Source organism: Profundicola chukchiensis, from assembly GCF_029664245.1.
In the GTDB taxonomy this organism is placed as follows: domain Bacteria; phylum Bacteroidota; class Bacteroidia; order Flavobacteriales; family Weeksellaceae; genus Profundicola; species Profundicola chukchiensis.
Genome location: NZ_JANAIE010000010.1, coordinates 40,396 through 65,304, shown reverse-complemented (window position 1 = coordinate 65,304; position 24,909 = coordinate 40,396). Strand labels below are relative to the sequence as shown.

At 34.2% G+C, this 24,909-nt stretch carries 18 protein-coding genes; 8 read left to right on the top strand and 10 right to left on the bottom strand.

Translation table 11 applies throughout. The annotated features are described in order from the left end of the window. Positions 1–4: 4 nt before the first annotated feature. Positions 5–1,126, bottom strand: coding sequence for a GNAT family N-acetyltransferase (locus tag NLM59_RS11330; protein WP_304417897.1), 1,122 nt, complete (start codon positions 1,124–1,126; stop codon positions 5–7). Between the two features lie 206 nt (positions 1,127–1,332). Here NLM59_RS11330 and NLM59_RS11325 point away from each other — a divergent pair, with 206 nt between their 5' ends. After that, entirely contained in the window at positions 1,333–2,016 is a 684-nt protein-coding gene (locus NLM59_RS11325; protein WP_304417918.1) for a zinc metallopeptidase, read from the top strand. Between the two features lie 88 nt (positions 2,017–2,104). Here the strand turns inward: NLM59_RS11325 and uvrA are convergent, their stop codons facing one another. From uvrA to fahA, 3 genes are all read right to left on the bottom strand, one after another. After that, a complete protein-coding gene (uvrA, locus tag NLM59_RS11320; RefSeq protein WP_304417896.1) occupies positions 2,105–4,930 on the bottom strand; it encodes an excinuclease ABC subunit UvrA in 2,826 nt (941 codons plus the stop codon). A gap of 109 nt (positions 4,931–5,039) precedes the next feature. Further along, positions 5,040–5,585 carry an NADPH-dependent FMN reductase gene (locus NLM59_RS11315; RefSeq protein ID WP_304417895.1) on the bottom strand — a complete coding sequence of 182 codons (546 nt, stop codon included), beginning with the start codon at positions 5,583–5,585 and terminating at the stop codon, positions 5,040–5,042. Positions 5,586–5,976: 391 nt separating this feature from the next. Continuing rightward, positions 5,977–7,221, bottom strand: a complete 1,245-nt coding sequence (fahA, locus tag NLM59_RS11310) for a fumarylacetoacetase (RefSeq protein ID WP_304417894.1) — start codon at positions 7,219–7,221, stop codon at positions 5,977–5,979. 64 nt (positions 7,222–7,285) lie between these two features. On the opposite strand from fahA, the gene NLM59_RS11305 reads away from it, so the two are divergent. Together NLM59_RS11305 and NLM59_RS11300 are read left to right on the top strand one after the other, a co-directional pair. After that, positions 7,286–7,897 (top strand): DUF445 domain-containing protein, encoded by a 612-nt coding sequence (locus NLM59_RS11305; protein WP_304417893.1) that lies wholly within the window; start codon positions 7,286–7,288, stop codon positions 7,895–7,897. Positions 7,898–7,983: 86 nt separating this feature from the next. After that, positions 7,984–8,223 carry a YtxH domain-containing protein gene (locus tag NLM59_RS11300; protein WP_304417892.1) on the top strand — a complete coding sequence of 80 codons (240 nt, stop codon included), beginning with the start codon at positions 7,984–7,986 and terminating at the stop codon, positions 8,221–8,223. A gap of 94 nt (positions 8,224–8,317) precedes the next feature. On the opposite strand, the gene NLM59_RS11295 is transcribed toward NLM59_RS11300, so the two are convergent. From NLM59_RS11295 to NLM59_RS11280, 4 genes are all read right to left on the bottom strand, one after another. Further along, the gene (locus tag NLM59_RS11295; protein ID WP_304417891.1) at positions 8,318–9,103 is read right to left on the bottom strand and encodes a GIN domain-containing protein; all 786 of its coding nucleotides are present in this window, start codon (positions 9,101–9,103) and stop codon (positions 8,318–8,320) included. 153 nt (positions 9,104–9,256) lie between these two features. After that, positions 9,257–10,681: a M17 family metallopeptidase gene (locus NLM59_RS11290; RefSeq protein ID WP_304417890.1), complete on the bottom strand. Its 1,425-nt coding sequence runs from the start codon at positions 10,679–10,681 to the stop codon at positions 9,257–9,259. Between the two features lie 385 nt (positions 10,682–11,066). Then, the gene (locus tag NLM59_RS11285) at positions 11,067–11,681 is read right to left on the bottom strand and encodes a deoxynucleoside kinase (protein ID WP_304417889.1); all 615 of its coding nucleotides are present in this window, start codon (positions 11,679–11,681) and stop codon (positions 11,067–11,069) included. Positions 11,682–11,872: 191 nt separating this feature from the next. Then, a complete protein-coding gene (locus tag NLM59_RS11280) occupies positions 11,873–13,645 on the bottom strand; it encodes an aminopeptidase P family protein (RefSeq protein WP_304417888.1) in 1,773 nt (590 codons plus the stop codon). 360 nt (positions 13,646–14,005) lie between these two features. On the opposite strand from NLM59_RS11280, the gene NLM59_RS11275 reads away from it, so the two are divergent. Together NLM59_RS11275 and NLM59_RS11270 are read left to right on the top strand one after the other, a co-directional pair. Beyond that, positions 14,006–14,962: an aldo/keto reductase gene (locus tag NLM59_RS11275; RefSeq protein WP_304417887.1), complete on the top strand. Its 957-nt coding sequence runs from the start codon at positions 14,006–14,008 to the stop codon at positions 14,960–14,962. A 237-nt stretch (positions 14,963–15,199) separates the two neighbouring features. After that, a complete protein-coding gene (locus NLM59_RS11270) occupies positions 15,200–16,873 on the top strand; it encodes a formate--tetrahydrofolate ligase (protein ID WP_304417886.1) in 1,674 nt (557 codons plus the stop codon). 149 nt (positions 16,874–17,022) lie between these two features. On the opposite strand, the gene NLM59_RS11265 is transcribed toward NLM59_RS11270, so the two are convergent. Beyond that, positions 17,023–19,725 (bottom strand): sodium-translocating pyrophosphatase, encoded by a 2,703-nt coding sequence (locus NLM59_RS11265; RefSeq protein WP_304417885.1) that lies wholly within the window; start codon positions 19,723–19,725, stop codon positions 17,023–17,025. A 326-nt stretch (positions 19,726–20,051) separates the two neighbouring features. Here NLM59_RS11265 and NLM59_RS11260 point away from each other — a divergent pair, with 326 nt between their 5' ends. The 3 genes from NLM59_RS11260 (at position 20,052) to NLM59_RS11250 (ending at position 23,419) form a co-directional block, all read left to right on the top strand. Further along, positions 20,052–20,840 (top strand): (Fe-S)-binding protein, encoded by a 789-nt coding sequence (locus tag NLM59_RS11260; protein ID WP_304417884.1) that lies wholly within the window; start codon positions 20,052–20,054, stop codon positions 20,838–20,840. A 159-nt stretch (positions 20,841–20,999) separates the two neighbouring features. Beyond that, positions 21,000–22,196, top strand: a complete 1,197-nt coding sequence (locus NLM59_RS11255) for an outer membrane beta-barrel protein (RefSeq protein ID WP_304417883.1) — start codon at positions 21,000–21,002, stop codon at positions 22,194–22,196. An 83-nt stretch (positions 22,197–22,279) separates the two neighbouring features. After that, positions 22,280–23,419 carry an outer membrane beta-barrel protein gene (locus NLM59_RS11250; RefSeq protein ID WP_304417882.1) on the top strand — a complete coding sequence of 380 codons (1,140 nt, stop codon included), beginning with the start codon at positions 22,280–22,282 and terminating at the stop codon, positions 23,417–23,419. A gap of 164 nt (positions 23,420–23,583) precedes the next feature. Here NLM59_RS11250 and lat read toward each other — a convergent pair whose 3' ends face one another. After that, a complete protein-coding gene (gene lat / locus NLM59_RS11245) occupies positions 23,584–24,891 on the bottom strand; it encodes an L-lysine 6-transaminase (RefSeq protein WP_304417881.1) in 1,308 nt (435 codons plus the stop codon). Positions 24,892–24,909 lie beyond the last annotated feature (18 nt).

Sequence of the window (24,909 nt, the reverse complement as noted above, 5' to 3'; positions counted from 1 at the left end):
TTATTTATAAGTCTTTTTTAAAGCTCATTCTTCTTTTGTGATTGACTGGATTATAATCCTTCCATAAGGTTTGAATGCTCTTGTTTTCAGCTAATTCAGGATTGGTTTCCAGGTATTTAATTCCATGTTTACTAAAGGTTTGAAACATTTCCTTGAAAACAATGGCAGTTACTCCTTTTCCTTGATAAGCTGGATCTATACCGATTAGGTAAAATGCAGCTGTATCATTCTTTTTAGAAGCTCGCAATAAATGCCACCAACCAAATGGAAATAATTTTCCTTTGGCTTTTTGTAAAGCTTTAGAATAAGACGGCATAGTGATCGCAAACGCAATCATATTACCTTTTGAATCCTCAATACAACTAACAAAATCTGGATTAATAAAGTTGATATATTTCTCTTTATAATGCTCAATTTGTTGTTTAGGGATGGGCACATAACTACTTAAGTGTCCATAGGTTTTATCCAAAAGTGCAAACATAGGATCAACCACTTCTCTTAAGTCGTCTTTAGTTTTAAACTTTTTAAGTTTCAAACCATATCTTTTCATGATTAACCCAGAGAACTTTATTACTTTTTTAGGTAAAACTTCAGGTAATTCAAGTGCATATTCTACCCATTCACTCGCCATTTCGAAACCTAGCTCACGTAAATGCTTTTCGTAATATTCATAGTTATATAGCGTAACCATGGTAGGGATCTTATCGAAACCTTTGGTTAGCAACCCTGCCTTATCTAAATTGGAGAACCCGACCGGGCCTTCAACGTTTTCTAGTTTATTTTCTCTTCCAAGTTCATAAACTTTCTCTAGCAAAGCTCTTGTAACCTCTATGTCATCGATCATGTCAAACCATCCAAAGCGAACTTTGGCCTTATTCTGCTCCTTAACCTCTTTCCAGTTGATTATAGCAGCAATTCGACCTGCTATTTTTCCATCCTTATAAGCTAAATAATACTTAGCGATAGCATGGTTAAATACCGGATTCAGGCTTTGGTCCAAGGCTTGTTTTTCCTCTTGGATTAATGGTGGGACATAGTATGGATTGTCCTTGTAAAGTTTCATTGGAAATTTGATGAATTCCAACAAATCCTTCTTATTCTTAACTTCTTTTACCTTTATAGACATGAAAAAATATTATGCAAATATAACTTTATATACATTTATTTAATAATCAAATTGAGAATAATACCTAAGATTTGTCATAAGTAGCTGATAATAGGCGAGTAAAATAGATCGTTTACAATTGTAAATAAATAAACTTTAATGCTTCTATTGATTTTTCACCTAGCGGCATTATATTTGCTAATCTTGAAGCAAAATTAAATAAAATGATGGGATATTATATTGTTATTGGAATATTTACCTTGATTAGTATGTACGTGAGTTATATGCTTAAATCTAAGTTTACTAAATATTCTAAAACGCGATTGGCTAACAACATGAGCGGAAAAGAAATTGCAGAACAGATGTTGGCTGATAACGGTATTTATGATGTTAAAGTAATTTCTACGCCAGGAAGCCTTACCGATCACTATAACCCTAGTAATAAAACGGTGAACTTATCAGAAACGGTGTATTTTGAACGAAATGCCGCTGCTGCTGCAGTAGCTGCACACGAATGTGGTCACGCGGTTCAGCATGCTGTGGGCTATTCTTGGTTAAACCTTAGATCTAAGTTAGTTCCAATGGTTAACATCAGTTCTAAGATGTCTATGTGGTTGATTATGGGTGGTATTTTCTTGATGGCGACTTCTGGAAATCAGATAGTATTGGCTTTGGGTGTGGCTGCATTTGCGGTAACTACTCTATTTGCTTTTATTACTTTACCTGTGGAATATGACGCAAGTAATAGAGCTTTAAAATGGTTGAGAGAAAGAAATATCGTTCAATCAGGTGAGTTGGCGATGTCTAAAGATGCTTTGAAATGGGCTGCTAGAACATATGTGGTTGCAGCAATTGGATCCTTAGCTCAGTTGGTATACTTTGCAAGTATGTTAATGGGTAATAGAGATTAAACGAAATTCATATAAAAATGAAAAGAGCAAGAAATTTAATTTCTTGCTCTTTTTTTATGCTTATTCTAAAGGTTTATAAAATGAGAGTTTACTTTAAAACACTTTTTAAGAACTTACCTGTATAGCTTTCTTTTACTTTGCTAATCTCATCTGGTGTTCCTTGTGCTACTAGTTTACCTCCTAAATTTCCTCCTTCTGGGCCAATATCAATGATATAATCGGCAACTTTAATAACATCTAAGTTATGTTCAATAATAACCACTGTGTTTCCTAAACTAACCAATTTATTGATTACTTCCATCAACACGCGAATATCTTCGAAATGTAAACCGGTAGTTGGTTCATCTAAAATGTAGAAAGTATTTCCTGTTTGTTTTTTACTTAACTCAGTAGCTAGTTTTACACGTTGAGCTTCACCTCCACTCAAAGTCGTAGATTGTTGACCCAGAGTTATGTAACCTAGCCCTACTTCAAGTAACATTTTAAGTCGTCGATGAATGTTTGGAATAGGTTCAAAAAACTCTACACCTTCCTCTACCGTCATCTCAAGTACATCAGATATGGATTTACCTTTGTAACGTACCTCTAAAGTTTCTCTATTAAATCTCTTACCGTGACATGTTTCACAATGCACATAAATGTCTGGTAAAAAATTCATTTCAATAACTCGAAGACCTGCACCTTGACAAGTTTCGCATCGACCTCCTTTTACGTTAAATGAAAATCTTCCTGGCTTATAACCTCTAATCTTAGATTCAGGTAAATTCGCAAATAAATTTCTAATATCTGAGAATACACCTGTATAAGTCGCAGGATTACTTCTCGGCGTCCTACCAATTGGAGATTGATCAATATCGATTACTTTATCAATTTCATCTATACCTTTGATGCTTTTGTATTCCAATGGTTTTTGGATGGCCTTAAAGAAATGCTGATTTAAAATTCTATATAAGGTTTCATTAATCAATGTAGATTTTCCACTTCCTGAAACTCCGGTAACAACCGTTAAAGTTCCTAATGGAATTTTGATGTCTACATTTTTAAGGTTATTTCCCTTTGCTCCTTTTAATTCTAAGAATTTTCCATTCCCTTTATTTCTCTCTGCTGGTACCTCAATGGTTTTTACTTGATTAATATAATCTGCAGTTAAGGTTTTAGCATTTTTTAATTCAGAAGGTTTTCCTTGCCAAACAATTTCACCTCCATGTTTCCCAGCAAATGGCCCCATGTCGATAACTTGATCGGCTTCTAAAATCATTTCCTCATCATGCTCTACTACAATTACCGAGTTTCCGATGTCTCGTAAATCCTTTAAGGATTTAATTAGCTTAACATTGTCACGAGGATGCAAACCAATCGATGGTTCATCTAAAATATATAATACGTTGACTAATTGAGTTCCGATTTGAGTTGCTAAACGAATACGTTGAGCTTCTCCTCCTGATAAAGTCTTAGATCCTCGGTTTAATGTTAAATAATCTAAACCAACATCCAATAGGAACTGACATCTGGTAGAAATTTCCTTTAAAATTTCAGAACCAATAAGTTTTTGTTTGTTATTAAGTTTTTCTGGTAGTTCGTCGAGCCAAGTTTTTAATGTTCTAAAATCTAATGCAGAAACATCGGCAATGTTTTTATCATCGATTTTGAAATATAAAGAATCAGTTCTTAGTCGCTGACCATGACAAGTAGAACAATCTGTTTGTACAGCATATCTCTTACTCAAAGAGCGAGACGATGGGTTATCTTTATCATTAATCACTCGATCTAGATAAGGAATAATTCCCTCGAAATCAATCTTATAAGTTTTTGTGATGTCAGCGTACTTTAGCTTCAATTCGATTTTCTCTACACTACCCTCTAAAATATCTTTTCTAGTTTTGGTAGATAAGTCTTTCCATGGAATTTTATCTGTTTCTTCATTTGCTGCCAGGATAGACTCAATTTGATTGTTTATCCAGGCCTTTTTCTTGATATCTTTTAATGGAGCAATCGCACCTTTTGAAATAGATAAGCTATCATCTGGAATAATGGAACTTTCATCAATTATTTTTACTTTTCCGATACCATTACATGTTGGGCAGGCACCTTTAGGAGAGTTAAATGAAAAAGTATTAGGTTCTGGAACTGGATAGGAAATACCAGAAGTTGGGCACATCATATCTCTACTAAAATAGCGAGCCTCGTTGGTGTCCATATCCAAGACCATCATTACATTATCACCTTGATACATAGCCGTCTCAAGGGAAAGTTGTAATCTATCATCACTTACGGTATCTGTAAGTTTAAGCTTATCGATTACAATTTCTATATCATGTGTCTTGTAGCGATCCAGTTGCATTCTAGGTTCAATATCTAGAATTTCACCATCTGCCCGAACTTCTAAAAATCCTTTTTTAGTAATCTGTTCGAATAATTCTCTATAATGACCTTTTCTTGCTCTAACAACCGGAGAAAGAATCATTATTTTCTTGCCTCCAAATTCTTTTCTAAGTAAATCCTTGATTTCATCATCTGTGTAGCTTACCATTTTCTCACCTGTGACATAGGAATAAGGAATGGAAGCTCGTGCGTATAATAATCTTAAAAAATCGTAGATCTCTGTAATAGTTCCTACAGTTGATCGTGGGCTTTTAGAGGTTGTTTTTTGTTCTATAGCAACTACAGGTGAAAGTCCGTCGATTTTATCCACATCGGGTCTTTCCATGCCGCCAAGAAGTTGGCGAGCATAAGCTGAGAAAGTTTCTATATAACGTCTTTGACCTTCGGCGTAGATAGTATCGAAGGCTAATGAAGATTTTCCACTCCCACTTAAACCTGTAATAACAACGAGTTGATCCCTAGGGATTTCAACATTAATATTTTTAAGGTTATGTTCTCTTGCGCCGTAAATCTGAATCGTGTCGTTCTTCATGAAGAAAATTGAACGCCAAATTTACGAAATATATATGTCTCAAGTGTTGCGTCCACTTGAAACTATATAAATGCAATTGGCGTTCGTTGAATATAAAAAGTTTTAAATCTTATTGATTTGCTTTAATAAACCACTCTAAGTTTTCCCATAAACTTTTAGCGTGTTTATTATAGAATTCCTCGTTTTCTGTGGATCCATCCTCTTTAAAGGCCGTTCCAACGTGAGCTACGTGGAATCTAGCTTTTGCTACGTGTGCTCCTATTTTATATAATAGGAATTGTAAATCTTTTGTAACCTGAGCTCCTGCCATATCACCTGAAGATGCAACGGCAAGTCCGATAGGTTTTTTCTGCCATTCTGCATATAACAGATCGATTACATTCTTAAGTGATGCAGGAAAACTGCCATTATATTCTGGTGAAACTATAATAACAGCATCCGCCTCATCGATTTCCTTAGAAAATTTAACTGCGCCCTCGTGTTTTTCTTTCATAAAGCTAAGACGCTCATGAAATAATGGGAAATTTCTTTCTTTTAAATCGATGATATTAGTTTCTACATCGGTGTTATTATCCATCCAATTTTTAAGAAATAAGGCAATGCCGTGAGTATCTCTTCCGTCTCGGATGCTTGAGGATATTATCTGTACTTTCATTTAATTTTGTTTTTGGTGTAGAGCTTATAATTTATACACAAATTTAATGGCTTTGAGTTTAGCAAATATAATTTCCTTTGTCAAAATTTCTCCTTGCTCTTAAACTTATGAATTTTGATTCCAAAGCCGTTTAGCTAAGCGGTATCGTGGCAGGGAATGACGTGGAAATCCTTTCTCATGCCAACAAGCAACAAGTAACGAAGCCAAAGAGCGACCAGAGGAAGCTCCTTTGGCTAGATTAGTTGTCTTGTTGGCATAGAAAGATTGGAACAAAATGCTCGGTTTTGATTTTATTATTCTTTAAAAGTGAATTTATTCGAAGCTTGATTTTCAAGTCTTGAATAAAATTGAAATTTAAAGTCAAAATCAAAAGCCACCCAAATTATTCCTATTATTTTGCTGGTAAGATTTGAGTTACAACTTCACCAAATCCAACACGTTTTCCATCTTTTTCGCTCCATCCTCTCATGGTAACTGTATCGTAATCCTCTATAAATGAACGTTCTTGACCATCTTTAAGTTTAACAGGTTTTTGTCCGCTCCAAGAGATTTCTAACATAGATCCGTAGCTATTTTCGTCTTTTCCAGAGATAGTTCCACTTGCGTACATGTCTCCTACTTCGATATTACAACCATTTACGGTGTGGTGAGCCAATTGCTGCGCCATATTCCAGTACATGTATTTGAAGTTTGAGTTACAAACTACTGTTTCTTCACTGTCTTGTGGCGTTAAACCAACTTGTAAATTGATATCGAAATTCTTTTCACCTTCATATTTTAAGTAAGGTAAAACTTCTGGATCTTGTTTAGGACCAGCCACACGGAATGGATCTAACGCTTCTAAAGTAACAATCCACGGAGAAACCGAAGAACCGAAGTTTTTAGCAAGGAATGGCCCTAAAGGAACATATTCCCATTTTTGTAAATCACGCGCACTCCAGTCATTGAATAAAACCATTCCAAAGATGTGATCCTCAGCGTTTTCAGTAGTCAATGAATCACCCAATTCTGTATATGTATTAGTAATGAATGCCATTTCTAATTCAAAGTCTAATCTTTTACTAGGTCCGAAAACTGGCATATCTGAGTCTGCTGGCTTAGTTTGACCTTTTGGTCTGTGAAGCGCAGTTCCAGAGCTAACGATAGAAGAAGAACGACCGTGGTAGCCTACTGGTAAGTGTTTCCAGTTTGGTAATAAAGCGTTTTCTGGATCGCGAAACATTTTACCTACGTTGGTAGCATGTTCAATCGAGCTATAGAAATCTGTATAGTTTGGAACATGTACAGGAAGCATCATTTGAACATCATTAAGGTCAAAAAATGCATTGGCCTGTAAGTCTGTATCTTTAGATAAGTCAGAACCTTCTAAAAATAATTTTTGGATATGCTCACGAACCGGAACGGTAACTGATTTTCCTAATTCAATGAACGGATTTAAAACCATTGCTTCGAAAACATTTTCTTCTAATCCTAGGTTATCTAAATAACCAGCATCGTATAACATAGCCAAGTCAATCACAGTATCACCAATTCTGGTAACACATGTAGGATATTCTTCAGCAATAAATGCTACACCGAATGGAATATTGTATATTGAAAAATCTGATTCCGAATCATAGGTAATGAATGATTTCATAAAATTTATGGTATTTTATTTGTTATTATTGGACGTGAAATTAATCAATTATTAGCACTATACAATGATTTTATTATTGAAACTTATATTAATCCCCTTGGTTTCGGCGGCCATTGGTTGGATAACGAATAAAATCGCTGTTTGGCTTTTGTTCAATCCTAAAGAACCTGTGAAGTTTCTGTTTTGGACTTTTCAAGGTGTATTCCCAAAACGACAGGATGCGATTGCAACTAGAATTGGTGATTTGGTAGCTGATGAGCTTCTTTCGGCTCATTCTATAAAGGAGCAAGTTTTTACAGATGAAAATCAATCGAGTATTGTGAATTTTGTTTTAGAACGCGTCGATTTATATCTAGAGCACGAATTCAAAAAAGAGCATTGGTTTTTGAATATGTTTATGGGCGATGGTACCAAGACACAAATGAAATCTGAACTAGAAAGAAAGCTTTATGAATCTCTAGATGACATTAGTGAGAATTTTCATGAGTATTTAGAGGAAAAGGTGAATATCAGAAAACTTGTTTCTGACAGAATTAGTAGTCTAGATTCGGGGCAAGTAAATAATTTAATGAATCAAATTCTAAAGTCGGAATTGGGCTTTATTGAGCTAACTGGAGCTATTTTAGGATTTTTGATTGGATTAATTCAGGTATTAATGTTAGAAATTATTGGTTAAGACGAAATCTTTTGATTTTCAATTGTTTTTGGCACAGAGTTTTCTATATATAAGCTAAGATTTTTTAAAAACTAAAAATAATTATTATGAAAAAAAGAAATGGATTATTAGCATTATTGGGTATTGGAGCTTTAGCATTTTGGAAGTACAAGAAAATGTCTCCAGAAGAGCAAGAAAATGTAAAGGGACAAATCAATGAAGCGAAAAGAAAATTTACTGATGCTGGACAAGACATTAAGTCTAAAGTAGAAGATAAATTTAACCAAGCTAAAAGTACAGTTGAAGAAAAAGTAGACGACTTGAAAAAAGACGTTTCTGCTAACTAAGATGTAAATCTTAATAGAATACAAAACAGCCTGAAAAGGCTGTTTTTTTTGTTCTCTATTTTAAGGCTGAATTATTTTTTAAGTATAAAATGGATTAGAAAATTCCACTGATTTCTTTTACTTTTCCGCCAGAGCTTTTTTCGATATTCATTTGAATACTTCCTTTTGGCTTATAATGTAAATCCCCGCTAGAAGAAACAGAAGCATTAAGCTCCTTCTCTACTCCTATTTTCAAATCACCTGATGAAGAGATTTCAGCATTTACAATATCTGCTGTGAAAGATTTACCATCAATATCGCCTGAGCTAGAAGCCATAATATTAGCCGTTTTCGTTCTACCTTTGATTTTGATAAGTCCACTAGATGTTGCATTTAAATTGGCTTCTTTTGCTTTGACACTTCCTTTATATTCCCCCGAACTGCTCACTTCGATATTTATTTTATCACAGTTTGCATCATATTCCACACTTCCTGATGAACTAGCATAAATAAACTGTTCTGATGCATCGAAGTTTCCATCTATTTTTAATTGAGCCGCACTAGAGGCTTTGAATTTAGACACATCACTTCCCCAAACTTCTAAACGAGTTTTATTTTTATTTAAAACCGTATTATATGGTAAATCAAAATCAATGGTTAAAACGCCATCATCGCCTACCTGAATGTTAAGATAGTCCATGAAATTACTTGAGGCATCTACTCTGTGCTCAAAAGATTTATGAAGAACAACTTCAATTCCTTCCGCAACGGAGATGGAGTTAAACTCTTCTAAATCAAAAGTTTTGGTTTCGAAATTATCAGATTCTAATTTCTGAGTTCCGGAACAAGCCGCCAAAAACAATAAGGATAAGGTTAATAATACTAAGTAAGTCTTTTTCATAAAATTAAATTATTTTCCAATTTACTTCAAAAACTTTAATTATTTATTAATTACCTTAAATTAAAAGGAATAAAAAAGTCATATTAAGATTTAAACTCAATGTGACTTGATTTGTTATAACTTTGATTATCAAAAAATAATCTCTCAGGTTTCTTAAATGCTTTTGATGAAATTAATCAATAATTCTACGCCATAACCTGTAGCGCTTTTATCCTTTGAATAATCATTATTACCAAATGCAACTCCTGCAATATCTAAATGCACCCAATTAGGATGTTCATTGGTGAACTGCTCTAAAAATTTACCAGCATAAATCACGTCAGAAAGTGGTGCAAGGCTAATATGTTTAAGGTCAGCAACATCAGATTTTAAATCTTCTAGATATTCATCCCATAAAGGTAAACGCCAAACTTTTTCCCCGATTTCATTACCTAATTTAGACATGGTCTCACTGATTTCATCACTTACGGTAAGCATTGCGGCTGCTTTGTATCCTAAAGTTCTAACAGCGCTTCCAGTTAAAGTGGCAATATCTAATAAAACATCTGGATTATATTTATCATTCAAATAAGCTAAACCATCTGCCAAGGTCATTCTACCTTCTGCGTCTGTATTGATTACTTCAATGGTTTTACCTGCATAAGAATCAATGACATCTCCTGGTAAATAAGAATTTTTATCCACAGCATTATCGGTTGCTGGTAAAATTGCTACGATATTTTTGTCTAATTGAAGTTTTACAGCACTCAATAAAGTTCCTAAAACCGTGGTGGCTCCTCCCATATCACTTTTCATATAGTGCATGTTTTCAGAAGGTTTAATCGAAATACCTCCCGTATCGAAGGTGATGCATTTTCCTACAATTCCAATGGTTTTCTTTACATTTTTTGGTCTATATTCTAAGATCATAAAAGCTGGTTCATAAGCACTTCCCTGGTTCACGGAAAGGAAAGACGAAAGACCTACTTTTTTACATTCTTTCTTGTTTAAGATGGTTAGTTTTAAACCTAGATTCTCTGCAAATTCAGTTACGAAATCTGCTAAAATCTCGGAATTCTTTTGATTAGGTGGAAGATTGAGTAAATCCATTCCCATAAATTTACCTTCTACTAAATAACGCGCTTCTAAGCCTAAATCATCTAAATTAAATTTCGTATTAGGTTGATAAAGAGATAGATTTACGTTCTCATTCCAAAGTGCGAAGGTTTTATCATCTTTTCCAACATTGATTTTATAGGTTCCTTCGAACAATCCAATCATTAAATGTTTTACTTGCTGATCATTAAAACTTTCTGGGAAAACAATACTGATGTTTTCTGCTTCAATATTCTCTTTGTTTTGATGTGAGAACTTTTTAGCTATGTTTTTAAGTTTGCCTAAATCTTTTTCATTTTCTAAGCCGACCAAGAAACACATTTTTGAATTTTTTTCAATTAATTGTGTCTCATTCTTTTTTGCCTTAAAAAATGGAATATTTAGATCATATTTTTCAGCTACTTTGTTTTTTTCAGCTTCTGTAACGAATACAATGCTCGTTTGACTGAAGTCGTAAGATTTAATTTGTTGTATTGGATTCATTTTATTCTTCTTTAATTGTAGATGAATCATCTAAGATATCATAAAAAAGCCATTCTATTGCTTTCGGAAATTCTTGTGACCAATGAAACTCTGAATTTTCATCCTCGGGATTGACTTTTAATTTAAATTATAAATCCTTTTCTTTATCGTCACCAAAGTTATACTCCAATTTGGTGGGAAAGGATTCGCCGATTCGAATTTTATTCCATAACTAGCATCATCATATCGAGTCAACTTTTATCTAGAATCACTAGGATTCCATTTGTTGAAATTTACCATAACAAAAAATCGGTCGATGATCTTCGACGGTACTCCTTAGTTTAAACTCCAGATACTCCCTTAGTTGTGTAAACTCCTCTTCGCTATGTGCCTCGATTTAGAGGAATTAGAATAATCCGTTGATCTCTCCTTCTACCTTTTCTATAATGCTTCCTAAATCTTCTGGATTGTTCACGAAGTCTAAATTATCTACATTGATAATCAGCTTTTTACCCTCATCATAAGAATTAATCCAAGTTTCGTATTTGTCATTTAATCGATTAAGATAATCAATACTGATACTACTTTCGTAATCTCTTCCTCTCATGTGAATTTGCTTCACCAAAGTAGAAATATTCGCATCTAGATATATTAACAAATCAGGCGCTTGAACAAAAGAATTCATTAAATTAAAAACTGTTAGATAATTCTCATAATCACGCGTCATCAACAAGCCCATATCATGCAAATTACTTGCGAAAATATGCGCATCTTCATGAATTGTTCTGTCCTGAATAATGTTCTTTCCACTCTCTCTAATTTGCTTCACTTGACCAAAACGACTTCCTAAAAAGTAGATTTGAAGTTGAAAAGCCCATTGCTCCATATTGTTATAGAAATCGTCTAAATATGGATTTCTATCCACATCCTCAAATTGAGGTGTCCAATTAAAATGTTTTGCTAAAAGTTTAGTTAGCGTAGTTTTTCCTGCTCCAATATTCCCTGAAATGGCTATATGCATAATTATAAAATGACAAGTTGAAAGCGTAAAAATACCAATTTGTTATGAGTATTAAGTGTATAAAATACAATTTGTACGCTAGAACTAAGTTTGTTACTGAAAACTAATTAATTATATTCTTAAAAATTTTGACATAAAAAATTCCCACAGCTAAATGAACCATGGGAATTTAAAATTTATCTTAAATGGATTTAGATTGGTTTTACAACTTCTAAGAACCATTCTTTTACTTTGCCTTCTAAATGTGGAGCTAATTTTTCTTCACAAAATGCATGATAGTCATTCAACCAATTTTTTTGTGGTTGCGTCAACATTTCAGGTACGATTGAATCTTTAAAGAAAGGACAAATCGTTAAGGTTTCGAAATTGTAGAAAGTTCCAAAATCCGTTTTTTCAACTTCTTTCACTGCCACTAAATTTTCGTGACGAATTCCATATTTATTCTCAACATAGAATCCTGGCTCATTAGATAAAACCATTCCCGGAATCAGCGGCTGATCGTTCATATCTTTACGAATATTCTGTGGCCCTTCGTGAACGTTCATAAAACTACCAACACCATGTCCAGTTCCGTGTCCATAATCTTTAGAATTTAACCAAAGTGGCATTCTAGCAATCGCATCAAGCTGAACTCCTCTTGTTCCTTTAGGGAATTGAACCATTGATAAATCAATCATTCCTTGTAATACAAGCGTACAGTTTTGTTTAAACTCTTCAGTTACGTCACCTAAAACTAAAACACGTGTAATATCAGTTGTTCCTTCTTTATATTGTCCACCTGAATCTAATAAAATACTTCCTTCGTCTTTCACGGTTTTCGCACCTTCTTCAGAAGCTGAATAGTGAACAATCGCTCCATTTCCTTGATATCCAATGATGCTACCAAAACTTTCACCAACAAAGTTTTCTCCTTTTGCTCTAAACTCACGTAATTTTAATCCAACTTCGTATTCGCTTAAGTTTTGCTTACAACCTTCGTGCTTCAACCAATACAAGAAATTCACCATAGCAACACCATCACGCACCATTACTTTTCTAAAGCCTTCTAATTCAGCTTCATTTTTAATGGCTTTCATTAAGTTCCCAGGCGTAGCTTTCTCAACAACTTTATTGTCTTTTTCAATCGCATCAAAAATCGATTGGTTACTTGTCGCAGAAACCAAAATAGTTTCATCTTTCATTGATTTTAAATCATCAAAAAACGCTTCATAAGCTTTCACCGAAACTTTGGCATTCGACAAATGTTGACGAACTTTATCATCGATTTTATTCTCATCTACATATAATGTTGCAGTAGAATCGCTCACTAAAATATAGCCTAAGAAAACTGGATTGTAATCCACATCAGCACCACGCAAATTCACTGTCCATGCAACATCGTCTAAAGCAGTAATAATGTGATGAGTCGCTTTAGATTTCTTCATTTCCTCACGAATTTCAGCTAATTTATCCTCCACAGATTTACCAGCTAATTCAGTCGGATGAATGAAAATCGGAGCAATTTTTCCTGCCTCGCTCCTATCCTTCCAAATATTCTTCAACAAAGGTTGATCAACCAGCTGAATATCATTTTCCGCAAACTTATCTTGTAATGATTTCCAGTTGTTGTGTGCTGTAGCCAAAGCATTTACACCCACTTTTCCACCTGCCGGAATATTTTCGATAATCCAATCAATATAGTGTGGCGTTCCATCCTCACCGTCCTTCATCAAATCAATCCCGCTACCTTTCAATTCCGTTGGAGCTTGAACAAAATACCTAGAATCTGTCCATAAACCTGCCTTATCTTTCGTGAAAACTACAAATCCCGCAGAACCCGTAAAACCCGAAATCCATTCGCGCTCCAACCACTCATCTGGCAAATATTCGCTCATGTGTGGATCGGCTGAATAAACAATAAAAGCATCGATTCCTTCATTAGACATTTCATTTCTTAATGCCCCAATTTTATCTTGTATCGTCATAAAACTATTTATTTACTTTTTTCGCTTTCTCGACTGAGAAAATTACAAGCTATAAAGCTACAAAGACCTATCCAAAATAAGGGAATTATCCATTAAAATTTGAAAATTATACTGTGAATCTGAATAAAACTTTAGATTTATTTAAGGAGCTATTTCCTGCTTTCCTTTTCAATCTTTCTCTGCCAACAAGACAAAAATATCTAGTCAAAGGAGCTTCCTTTGGTCGCTCTTTGTCGTTGTATTTTGTAACTTGTTGGCAAAGAAAGGATTTTCAATACAATCAGGGCTAGAGCTCTCTCCTAGCTCTAACGTGAATCTTGGCAAGAAATTAGATGCCTATAAATTTAAATTGATAACAACATGAAATATTTGACTTTTAAAAATGGAGATAAAGTTCCAATGATTGGTTTAGGAACCTACAAAGCCGACGAAGGAAGAGTTTACGAAGGAATTCGATCGGCAATTAAAATTGGATATCGTCATTTTGATTGTGCACATAATTATGGCAATGAGGCAGAAATCGGACAAGCCTTAGCTGATGCCATGGCAGAAGGCGAAGTTACCCGCGAAGAATTATGGATTACTTCTAAACTTTGGAATGATTCACATCAAGAACATGAAGTAGAACCTGCCATTAAACACACACTTAAGAACTTACAATTAGATTATTTAGATCTTTATCTTATCCACTGGCCAATGGCTGTAAAACATGGTCATGAATTCCCTGATAAAGCAGAAAACTTCTACAAACCAGGAGAAATTAGCCTTAGTGAAACTTGGGCTGGAATGTTGAAAGTAAGAGAAAAAGGTTTAGCAAAACATGTTGGTGTTTCTAACTTTAATGTGGCGCAAATAAACCAAATTATTGCGGATACAGGAGAAGTTCCAGAAATGAATCAAATCGAAGTTCATCCTTATTTACAACAAAACGAACTAAAAGAACATGCCGATAGTACTGGCTATTTCATTACAGCTTACAAACCAATCGGTTCAGGTGATTTGGTGAACGAAAACATGAAAAAGAGAGGAATTCCTAGCATGATGCAAAATGAAACCTTAGTGAAAATTGCAGAGGAATTAAATGCACCGGTTTCACATGTTTTATTGGCTTGGTTGAGACAACGTGGAATTGTTGCAGTTCCAAAATCTTCTAATGCTACTCGACAAGAAGAAAACTTCAAATCTAGGAGTCTTGAACTAACAGACGATCATATGGACGCTATTTCTACTTTAGAAAAAGGATTTAGATATGTAGACGCAACCTTCTTTTGTGGTGGAGAATCACCATATACCGTAGAAGATATTTGGGGAAAATAATTTTAAATTAGACATGTGGGTTTGATTTAAATAAACTCTATTATAACCTATAACCCTGCAATTATTGCAGGGTTTTTTATTGAATTTAGTGCAACATTAATTATAAAACCAACTTAGTGTTTAATCGCATAATTCTATAAAAAATTAGTCAAATGTGACTTAAATCAGCGCCTAAATTGAAAGTGTTTTGACGAGATAGGTTTATCTTTATATCATAACCCTTAGAAATAAATAGATATGGCATTTCCAACAGATTTAGAGATAGCAAACGCTGTAAAACCAAAGAAAATCACCAAGATTGCCAAAAAATTAGGCATCGATAAAAATGATTTAGAATTATATGGAAAAGTAAAAGCTAAAATTCCTTTAAGTTATATCGATCCTGAAAAGATTAAGACAAATAAATTGGTTTTGGTGACGGCTATTACGCCAACGCCCGCCGGTGAAGGAAAAACTACCGTGAGCATTGGTTTGGTAGATGGTTTAAACAAAATTGGAAAACAAGCCACTGCTGTAATTCGAGAACCTTCCCTAGGACCTGTTTTTGGAATTAAAGGAGGCGCTGCTGGTGGTGGATATTCACAAGTTATCCCAATGGAAGACATTAATCTTCACTTTACAGGGGATTTTAATGCGATTGAAAAAGCTAATAATTTATTATCGGCGGCGATTGATAATAATATTCAAAGCAGAACTAAATCCATTGGTATAGACCCAAGCACAGTTACATGGAAACGTGTAATGGATATGAATGATAGATCGTTGCGCGAAGTTATTGTGGGCGTGGGAGATAAAAACGGTGTGGTTCGTCAAGATGGATTTAATATTACACCAGCTTCTGAAATCATGGCTATTTTGTGTTTATCAGAAAACTTCTCCGATTTAAAAGAAAGGTTAGGTAAGATTTATGTCGCAGATAAATTCGATGGAACACCTGTATTTGCCAAGGATTTAAAAGTTGTAGGTGCGATGGCTATTTTATTAAAAGAAGCTATTAAACCAAATTTAGTTCAAACTTTAGAAGGAAATCCAGCCTTGGTTCATGGAGGACCTTTCGCGAGTATTGCACAAGGAACGAATACGATAATTGCGACTAAAATGGGCTTGTCTCTATCGGAATATGTTGTTACCGAAGCAGGTTTTGGTGCTGATTTAGGAGCAGAAAAGTTCTTAAACATTAAATGTGTTGCAGGTGGATTATCTCCGGATGTTGCTGTTGTGGTTGCAACTGTTAGAGCCTTAAGACATCATGGAGGCGCGCATAAAAATGATTTACAAAAACCAGATTTAGAGAAATTAAAAGCCGGTTTCCCGAACTTAGAAAAACATATAGAGAACGTTCAGAAGTTTAATATAACGCCGGTGGTTGCTATCAACTATTTCCCAAATGACAGTGATGAAGAAATAGAGTTTATCATCAATGAATGTGAAAAGAGAGGAATTAAAGCTGTTGTATCTAAAGCCTTTTCAGAAGGTGGAAAAGGCGCAGAAGATTTAGCTCGAGCGGTGGCTGAAGTCGCTGATGCTAATGAAACGAAGTTCACGCCTTTGTATAATCACTCGGCTGGAATTCAAGAAAAAATTGAGACCATTGCAAAAGAAATCTATGGAGCTGATAAAGTCAACTTTTTAGCCAAAGCAAAAAGAGTGATGAAGGATTTAGAAAAGAAAGGCTTCGAGAAATTACCAGTTTGTATGGTTAAAACTCCGAAATCTTTAAGTGATGATGACAATAAATTAGGTCGTCCGAGCGGATTTTCGGTTACAGTTCGCGATTTCGAAATTGCTTCGGGTGCTGGATTCATTATCCCTATGTTGGGTGATGCAATGAGAATGCCTGGCCTACCTGCTACTCCAGCTGCTGAAGGAATGGATATAGATGATAATGGTGTGATTACAGGTTTAAGTTAATATTCAAATTGGTTATCAATAATTAGCAGAGTAATAAAATAATATTTATAGGTTAATTAAAAGAAATATCAATTTAAAACCCTTAAAATTAGATAAAGAAAAAGTCGGCAAATTGCCGACTTTTTTTATTTTTAAATAATTTCAATTCTCTATTTCTTAAGTAATAATAAATCTACTCTTCTATTCTGTGCTCTACAAACTTTTGAATTATTTTCAGGACATATAGGATTTTTAGAACCAAAACCTTCGGCATGTACTCGTTCCTCATCAACACCTAATTTAATTAATTCCTTAATGACCGCTTCTGCTCTAGCTTGAGATAAGTCTAAGTTAGTTTGTGCAGAACCAGAATTGTCTGTGTATCCTCCAAATTTAATTTGAGAATAATAGAAGGTGTTCATTAATACAGAAATGTTTTTTAATTGTTCTATAGATTGTTCTGTCAATTCAGCACTTCCTTTCTTAAAGCTAGTTCTATCTAAAGTCAGCCACTTATCAAAATTACTAGGCGTTTCTGGATCGAAATTATCATCTAAGAATCTCTTGAATAATTTATTTTCTGTTGAATTTTCTCCAAATCTTAATTTATCACCTGTGGGTAGTTCAATAGTGGTTTCCTTTCCAGTATCATAAATGTAATTTCCGTCTTCATCTAATTGTTTCTCTACCGCTGAATTCGTTTGATTAGAATCATCCGATAAATGATGTCCACCCAAAATCGGCGCAATCACCAATCCAACCAAGCAGGTTAATTTAATAAGAATATTCATAGAAGGACCTGACGTGTCTTTAAATGGATCACCTACTGTATCTCCTGTAACGGCAGCTTTGTGTGCATCTGAACCTTTATAAGTCATAACTCCGTCTATTTCTACACCTGCTTCAAAAGATTTTTTAGCATTGTCCCACGCTCCACCAGCATTATTCTGGAAAATAGCCCACATTACCCCTGACACACAAACTCCGGCCATATAACCTCCAAGTGGTTCTGCCCCGAAAATTAATCCAATAATAACTGGAGAAATAATGGTGATTAAACCTGGTAAAAGCATTTCTCTTAATGCAGCTTGTGTTGAAATTTCAACACATTTAGCATAATCTGGTTTTCCTGTTCCTTCCATAATACCTGGAATTTCTTTGAACTGTCTTCTTACCTCATGAACCATTTCCATAGCTGCTTTTCCAACTGATTGCATAGCTAGGGCCGAGAAAATTACTGGAATCATTCCTCCTACGAATAGCATCGCCAGCACGTCAGCTTTGAAAATATTAATACCGTCAATACCGGTAAAGGTTACATAAGCTGCAAATAAGGCAAGTGCTGTTAAGGCTGCAGATGCAATAGCAAATCCTTTTCCTACGGCTGCCGTTGTATTTCCTACCGAATCTAAAATATCTGTTCGTTCTCTAACTTGATCTTCTAAATTACTCATCTCGGCAATTCCTCCTGCATTATCTGCAATAGGTCCAAATGCATCGATTGCTAATTGCATCGCAGTGGTTGCCATCATTGCCGAAGCAGCTAAAGCCACTCCATAAAACCCAGCTAATTCATAAGATCCATAAATGGCAGCAGCAAATAATAATACGGATGCAAAAGTTGATTTCATTCCGACGGCCAAACCTGCAATAATGTTGGTTGCCGCACCTGTGGAACTATTTCTAACAATATCCATTACAGGTTTTTTACCTAAACTTGTGTAATAAGCCGTAACCCAAGAAATTAACGCACCTACAGCTAAACCAATCGTTGCTGCATAGAATACATGAATAGATGGAATGGGTTTCGTTCCTTCTCCAAAGAAATTCATGTCAATTACTTCTGGTAGCATCCATTTAATTAAGAAAAAACTAGTCACCCATGTGATAGCAATCGCTGTCCAGTTACCAATATCAAGTGCTTTTTGTACTTGTGCTTCCTTGGCATCATTGTTTTTAATTCCAACTAAAAAAGTACCAATAATTGAAGCGATAACTCCAACTCCAGCCATTACAAGTGGTAATAAAATTGGGCCTAAACCATTGAAATCATCTGTGAATTGAGTATTCAAAGACATATCTCTAATGATATAATTACCCAAAACCATAGAGGCTAGAACCGTAGCGACATAAGATCCAAACAAATCTGCACCCATTCCAGCGACATCACCTACATTATCCCCTACATTATCTGCAATAGTAGCTGGGTTTCTTGGATCATCTTCGGGAATTCCTGCTTCAACTTTTCCTACTAAATCTGCTCCTACATCAGCTGCTTTGGTGTAGATTCCACCTCCTACTCTTGCAAATAAAGCAATAGATTCTGCCCCTAAAGAAAATCCAGCAAGTGCTTCAAGTGCCATTGTCATTTCTTCGTAAAAGTTACCATCGGGTGTGATGAACATTTTAAGAAAAAGAAGAAAGAATAAACTTAAACCTAATACGGCTAAGCCTGCTACACCCAATCCCATAACAGTTCCACCCCCAAAGGAAACCTGTAATGCTTTTGGCAAACTTGTTTTTGCTGCTTCTGCAGTTCTTGTGTTGGCGTCGGTAGCTATTCGCATTCCAATATTTCCGGCTAAAGCTGAAAAAATGGCTCCCACAATAAAGGCGACTACAATTATCCAATGGGTAGAAGGAACTATCCACGAAATAGCAAATAAGGCTATGGAAGCTATTAAGGCGAAAATGACTAGTAGACGATATTCGGCTGCTAAAAACGCTAATGCTCCTTCTTTAATGCTCTTAGAAATAGTTTGCATTTTTTCACTTCCAGGATTTTGCTTTTTAACCCAAGACATTTTAATGCCCATGAAAATCAAACCAATGATGGCTAGAATCGCTGGTATAAACAGTATAAATTCGCTCATGATGTTTGTTTTACTTTTTTAATGAATTACCAAATATATAGATTTAACATTTCTTTCACTATATAAATTTGGTTAGTTATTTGGTGATTTTTCAACAAAAGGTTAATAAACTTATTAAAATAAAATTAATATTGAGTTAAGTTTAAATTACATTAAAATTGAAGCATATGAAATTTTAAAAAGCCTACTCTGTATTTATTTAAATTGATTTGAGTGGAATAACCAAAATAAATTGTTTATTTTTGAAATTGAATTCAAAATCTTTTGTTTAGAAATGATTCCTATGTTGATGGTTTGAATTCACTAATAATTTATAAAATTAGACTATGAGCAATATACAAGTTAAGACGATGGCCCAGTTTATGGCAGAAGGCAAAAAACCTGAAGTTCTTTTTTGGGTTGGATGTGCTGGAAGCTTTGATGATAGAGCAAAGAAAATCACGCGTGCTTTTGTTAAGATTTTAAATAAAGTAGGTGTTGAGTTTGCTGTTTTGGGTACAGAAGAAAGTTGTACTGGTGATCCTGCGAAACGTGCTGGTAACGAGTTTGCTTTTCAAATGTCGGCTATGATGAATATCGAAGTTTTGAATGGCTACCAAATTGAAGATATTGTTACGACTTGTCCTCATTGCTTTAATACACTAAAGAATGAATATCCTGGATTGGGAGGTTTCTATAATGTTCAACACCACTCTCAGTATTTACAAAAATTAATCGATGCAGGAAGGTTAACCATAGAAGGTAAAACTTTTAAAGGAAGAAAAATTACGTTCCACGATCCATGTTATTTAGGACGAGGAAATGATGTGTATGAGGCACCGAGAGATTTAATTAAAAAACTTGACGCTGAATTGGTGGAAATGAAGCGTTGTAAATCTAAAGGCTTATGTTGTGGTGCTGGTGGTGCTCAGATGTTTAAGGAACCTGAAGCAGGAAATAAAGATATTAATATCGAGCGTACGGAAGAAGCAGTTGAAACCAAAGCTGAAGTTATTGCAACAGGATGTCCATTCTGTATGACGATGATGACCGATGGTGTTAAAGGAGTTAACCGCGAAGGTGACGTTATGGTTAGAGACTTTGCTGAATTAATTGCAGAAGCAGAAGATTTATAAATTTTAAAGAAAATAATAAAATATAGAATAGCATTAATTTTTAATTAGTGCTATTTTTTTTGCACCAATTTAAATTCTTAAACAAGTGTTAATTAAATTTAAAAAAACTTTAAATAAGATAAAGTTTAAAACCTTAAATTCGCTTCCAAATTAATAAAAATGAATAAACATTTACTTTCTCTTTGTCTGAGCTTTTTATTTACGATGGTTTGGGCACAGCATGAATTTCAACCTGGTTATGTTGTTAAAAATGGCCAAAGAATCGATTGTTTAATTAAGAACGAAGGTTGGTTTAGAGCGCCTGAGGTTATTTCTTATAAGTTCGAAAATCAAGACAAAATCAACATGGCTCCTGCCAATGAGTTTGATGGATTTTATATTGAGGATACTAAATATAAATATGTAAGTCGTCATTTTCAACCTTTGTATAACAAACCAGCTACTGATATGTATTTGCTCGTTTTGGTAGAAGGAAAAGCATCTCTTTATCAATTTAATTCTGCAAGTGGTGAGAAATATTATTATGAAGCAGAGGATGGAAAGCTTAAGGAATTACAATATAAATCTAAGATAGAAGGTAGTAAGTTAAGAGAAGAATTCGGGTTTCGAGGTCAAATTTTTCAAGATTTAGAATGTAAGGATATTACCAAGTCTATGCTTCAAAGTTTAGAATATCAGAAAAAGAAACTCGTTAACGTATTCAATACTTATAATGAATGTTCTAATGCTGAATATACAGATTACACTAAGTTCAAAAATAAAGGTGACTTTAATCTTTATCTAATGGCCGGAACATCTTTATTCACTACTAGCACTAGCGCTAAAGGTAATGAAACAGAAGTTTCTGCACCAAGTAATATTCCATTGATGGGAGCTTTGGAGATTGAATATACTTTACCAATTAATAATAATAAATTTTCAGTATTTACTGGAGTGTCTTATTCTCAAAATAAGGTAGAAGGAACTTTAAAAAGCAAAGTTAAGGTACCTTCTACAGGTTTGTATCTTACAAATAATTACGATTATGATGTTGCTTATGATTTATTAAGCATACCTGTTGGAGTTAGGTTAAGTATGTTTGTAGATCCAAATCATTCTTTTTATATAAATCCAGGATTCACCTACAACTTCATTATGTCTGAAGAAGAATTTAACTTCGCCCACTTTGATAATAATGAAACTAAAAACTCTTCTTATTTAGATCATGGTATCGGTTTTTTCGCTGGTATTGGATATAGATTTAAATCAAAATTTGGAGCAGAAATTCGATATACTCCTGCTAATGTAGTATATATTAGGGAATTGAAACCTAGCAGTAATGCTGTGGTTGTAATGCTTTCTTACAAAATATTTTAAACCACTTTTAACCTTAAGTTCGCTTTCAAATTAATAAAAATGAATAAACTTTTACTTCACTTTGTCTGAGCTTACTATTTGCGATGGTTTGGGCACAGCATGAATTCCAACCTGGTTATGTTGTCAAAAATGGACAAAGAATCGATTGTTTAATTAAGAACGAAGGTTGGTTTACATCACCTTCCGAAATATCATATAAAGTTTCGGATAATGATGATGAGCTAATTGCAACAGCAAATTCGATAGATGAGTTTTATATACTTGATACACAATATAAATATGTCAGTAAATTCTTTCAACATGTGAATAACATTCCTGCGCAAAAGAACTTTTTACGAGTTCTTGTGGATGGAAAAGCAAGGCTTTATTCATTTAATTCTGGCTTAAATGAGTTTTTATTTTTTGATGTAAATCAGCAAGATTTAGAAATGTTGGAATACAAAACCAAAGTAGAAGAAAGTAAATTAAAAGAATTTTCTAAATTTCGTGGCCAATTATATAAAAGATTAAAATGTGAGGACTTAACTTTAAAAACATTTCAGGATTTAAATTATAAAGTCGATGATTTGGTTCAAATTTTTAAAATTTATAACACTTGTGAGAACTCAGAATTTAAAGACTTTACACAATATCGGAACGAGAGTACAATGAGTTTGTATGTTTATGGAGGAATTTCTCCATTTAAACTTAATCCAATGGGTAAAAATGCACATAAAGCTGTTTCTACCCAAACCTTTGTTTCTTTAAAGGCAGGAATGGAATTAGAATATCTATTACCAATTAATAACAATAAGTTGGGAATAATTTTAGGCGTGGATTATTCAAGTAATACATCAGAAGGCTTTATCCTTTATCGTGATATTGTTCCTTCTTCACAAACTCCTGTTTTGAGACCTCGTAAATTTAAAACCGATTATAATATATTGTCGATTCCATTGGGCGTTCGTTATTATATGTTTTTAGCTGAAAATCATCAGATTTTCGCAAACTCTGGAGTTTCCTTTGGTATTCCTTTAGGTGATGCTATTTTTGAAAATGTAAACTATAATGCTACTTTATATGAATCTAAGTCTGGATTTGGATATTTCATAGGGACAGGCTATCGATTTAATCAAAGATTTGGCTTAGAACTTAGATTTTCTAGCCTGGGCGTTTTAAATGTAAGACATCAGACTGGTAAAAATAGCAACTTTACTGCTGTATTGTCTTATAGGTTTTTATAAGTACAATTGATTTATTTCAAAGAAATTTTGGGATTACCTTGACTCGGTATCTTAAAAATGTGAGATTTATAACACATAACTTTAGATCGCAAATCTCAAATTCATAAAAAAAACCTATCTAAAATAAATTAGATAGGTTTTTTCATTTTATGGAAGTTTAAGTTTTAGCTTAATACTTCACGAATGATTTTAATTGAATCGTCGATTTCTTGTTTAGTAACTGTTAAGTGTGGACGGAATCTAACACTTTTCTCTCCACAAGTTAAAACCAATAATTTATTCTCGAAACATTTAGACCAGAAAGCATCTCTATCTGCATCATTTGGTAAATCAAATGCACACCATAGACCTCTACCTCTAGCATTGGTTACTTGCTCGAAATCTGCCTCTAATTTTTGAAGTTCTGAAAGTAAGTATTCACCCATTACGCGCGAGTTCTCTACTAAGTTTTCCTCTTCAATTACTTCTAAAATTAACTTGAAACGCATCATGTCGATAAAGTTACCTCCGAAAGTAGAGTTAATTCTACTACTCTCTTTGAACACGTTTTTATCAACTTGATCTAATTTCTCTTTGTTAGCTAAGATTCCACAAACTTGTGTTTTCTTTCCGAATGACATCACATCTGGTACGATTCCATAATGTTGCCAAGCCCACATAGTTCCTGTGATTCCCATTCCACATTGAACCTCGTCGAAGATTAATAAAACTTCTTTTTCGTCACAAATATCTCTTAAGTATTGTAAGAATTCTGGTCTGAAGAAGTTATCTCCACCTTCTCCTTGAATAGTCTCAAGACAGATACAAGCGATTTCGTCTGGGTTGTTAGCAAATGCTGCTTCAATTTGTTTTTTTGCTTGTTCTTCTAAAGCGATTGTTTTTTCAACATTTTCACCTTCGAATGGGAAGAACATTTTTGGGTTTTCAATACGTGGCCAATCAAATTTAGGGAAGTACATGAATTTTCTTGGGTCATTGGTGTTGGTCAATGACATAGTATAACCCGTTCTACCGTGGAATGCTTGTTTGAAGTGAATTACTTGTCCAGCTTCTTTGTCAACTCCCCTAGACATATTCAATCTAGTTCTCCAGTCAAAAGCTGTTTTTAATGCATTTTCTACTGCTAAAGCTCCACCTGAAACAAAGAATGCATATTGTAACTCTTCTGGAATAGCAACTCTAGAAAAAGTATCGATAAAATCAGCAAATTCTTGGTTGTAAACATCAGACATAGATGGTTTAATGATAGCACATTTACCTAACCAATCTTGGTGTTTTTTGATGTGTGGGTGGTTGTAACCAATAGCTGCCGAAGCAAACATAGAGAACATGTCTAAATATTCTGCTCCATTTACATCAACGATATAGCTATCATGTGATTTTTCTAAATCCATTACCAAATCAAAACCGTCGGCTAAGATATGCTTGCTTAATCTATCGTGTACTTTTTGTGAAGTTAATGTTTCATTCATATTTCTTGAATTTTTTAA

Coding starts and splice junctions, on each gene's coding strand:
- NLM59_RS11330 (WP_304417897.1), bottom strand. CDS start 1,126: ATGTCTATAAAGGTAAAAGAAGTTAAGAATAAGAAGGATTTGTTGGAA.
- NLM59_RS11325 (WP_304417918.1), top strand. CDS start 1,333: ATGGGATATTATATTGTTATTGGAATATTTACCTTGATTAGTATGTAC.
- uvrA (WP_304417896.1), bottom strand. CDS start 4,930: ATGAAGAACGACACGATTCAGATTTACGGCGCAAGAGAACATAACCTT.
- NLM59_RS11315 (WP_304417895.1), bottom strand. CDS start 5,585: ATGAAAGTACAGATAATATCCTCAAGCATCCGAGACGGAAGAGATACT.
- fahA (WP_304417894.1), bottom strand. CDS start 7,221: ATGAAATCATTCATTACCTATGATTCGGAATCAGATTTTTCAATATAC.
- NLM59_RS11305 (WP_304417893.1), top strand. CDS start 7,286: ATGATTTTATTATTGAAACTTATATTAATCCCCTTGGTTTCGGCGGCC.
- NLM59_RS11300 (WP_304417892.1), top strand. CDS start 7,984: ATGAAAAAAAGAAATGGATTATTAGCATTATTGGGTATTGGAGCTTTA.
- NLM59_RS11295 (WP_304417891.1), bottom strand. CDS start 9,103: ATGAAAAAGACTTACTTAGTATTATTAACCTTATCCTTATTGTTTTTG.
- NLM59_RS11290 (WP_304417890.1), bottom strand. CDS start 10,681: ATGAATCCAATACAACAAATTAAATCTTACGACTTCAGTCAAACGAGC.
- NLM59_RS11285 (WP_304417889.1), bottom strand. CDS start 11,681: ATGCATATAGCCATTTCAGGGAATATTGGAGCAGGAAAAACTACGCTA.
- NLM59_RS11280 (WP_304417888.1), bottom strand. CDS start 13,645: ATGACGATACAAGATAAAATTGGGGCATTAAGAAATGAAATGTCTAAT.
- NLM59_RS11275 (WP_304417887.1), top strand. CDS start 14,006: ATGAAATATTTGACTTTTAAAAATGGAGATAAAGTTCCAATGATTGGT.
- NLM59_RS11270 (WP_304417886.1), top strand. CDS start 15,200: ATGGCATTTCCAACAGATTTAGAGATAGCAAACGCTGTAAAACCAAAG.
- NLM59_RS11265 (WP_304417885.1), bottom strand. CDS start 19,725: ATGAGCGAATTTATACTGTTTATACCAGCGATTCTAGCCATCATTGGT.
- NLM59_RS11260 (WP_304417884.1), top strand. CDS start 20,052: ATGAGCAATATACAAGTTAAGACGATGGCCCAGTTTATGGCAGAAGGC.
- NLM59_RS11255 (WP_304417883.1), top strand. CDS start 21,000: ATGAATAAACATTTACTTTCTCTTTGTCTGAGCTTTTTATTTACGATG.
- NLM59_RS11250 (WP_304417882.1), top strand. CDS start 22,280: ATGGTTTGGGCACAGCATGAATTCCAACCTGGTTATGTTGTCAAAAAT.
- lat (WP_304417881.1), bottom strand. CDS start 24,891: ATGAATGAAACATTAACTTCACAAAAAGTACACGATAGATTAAGCAAG.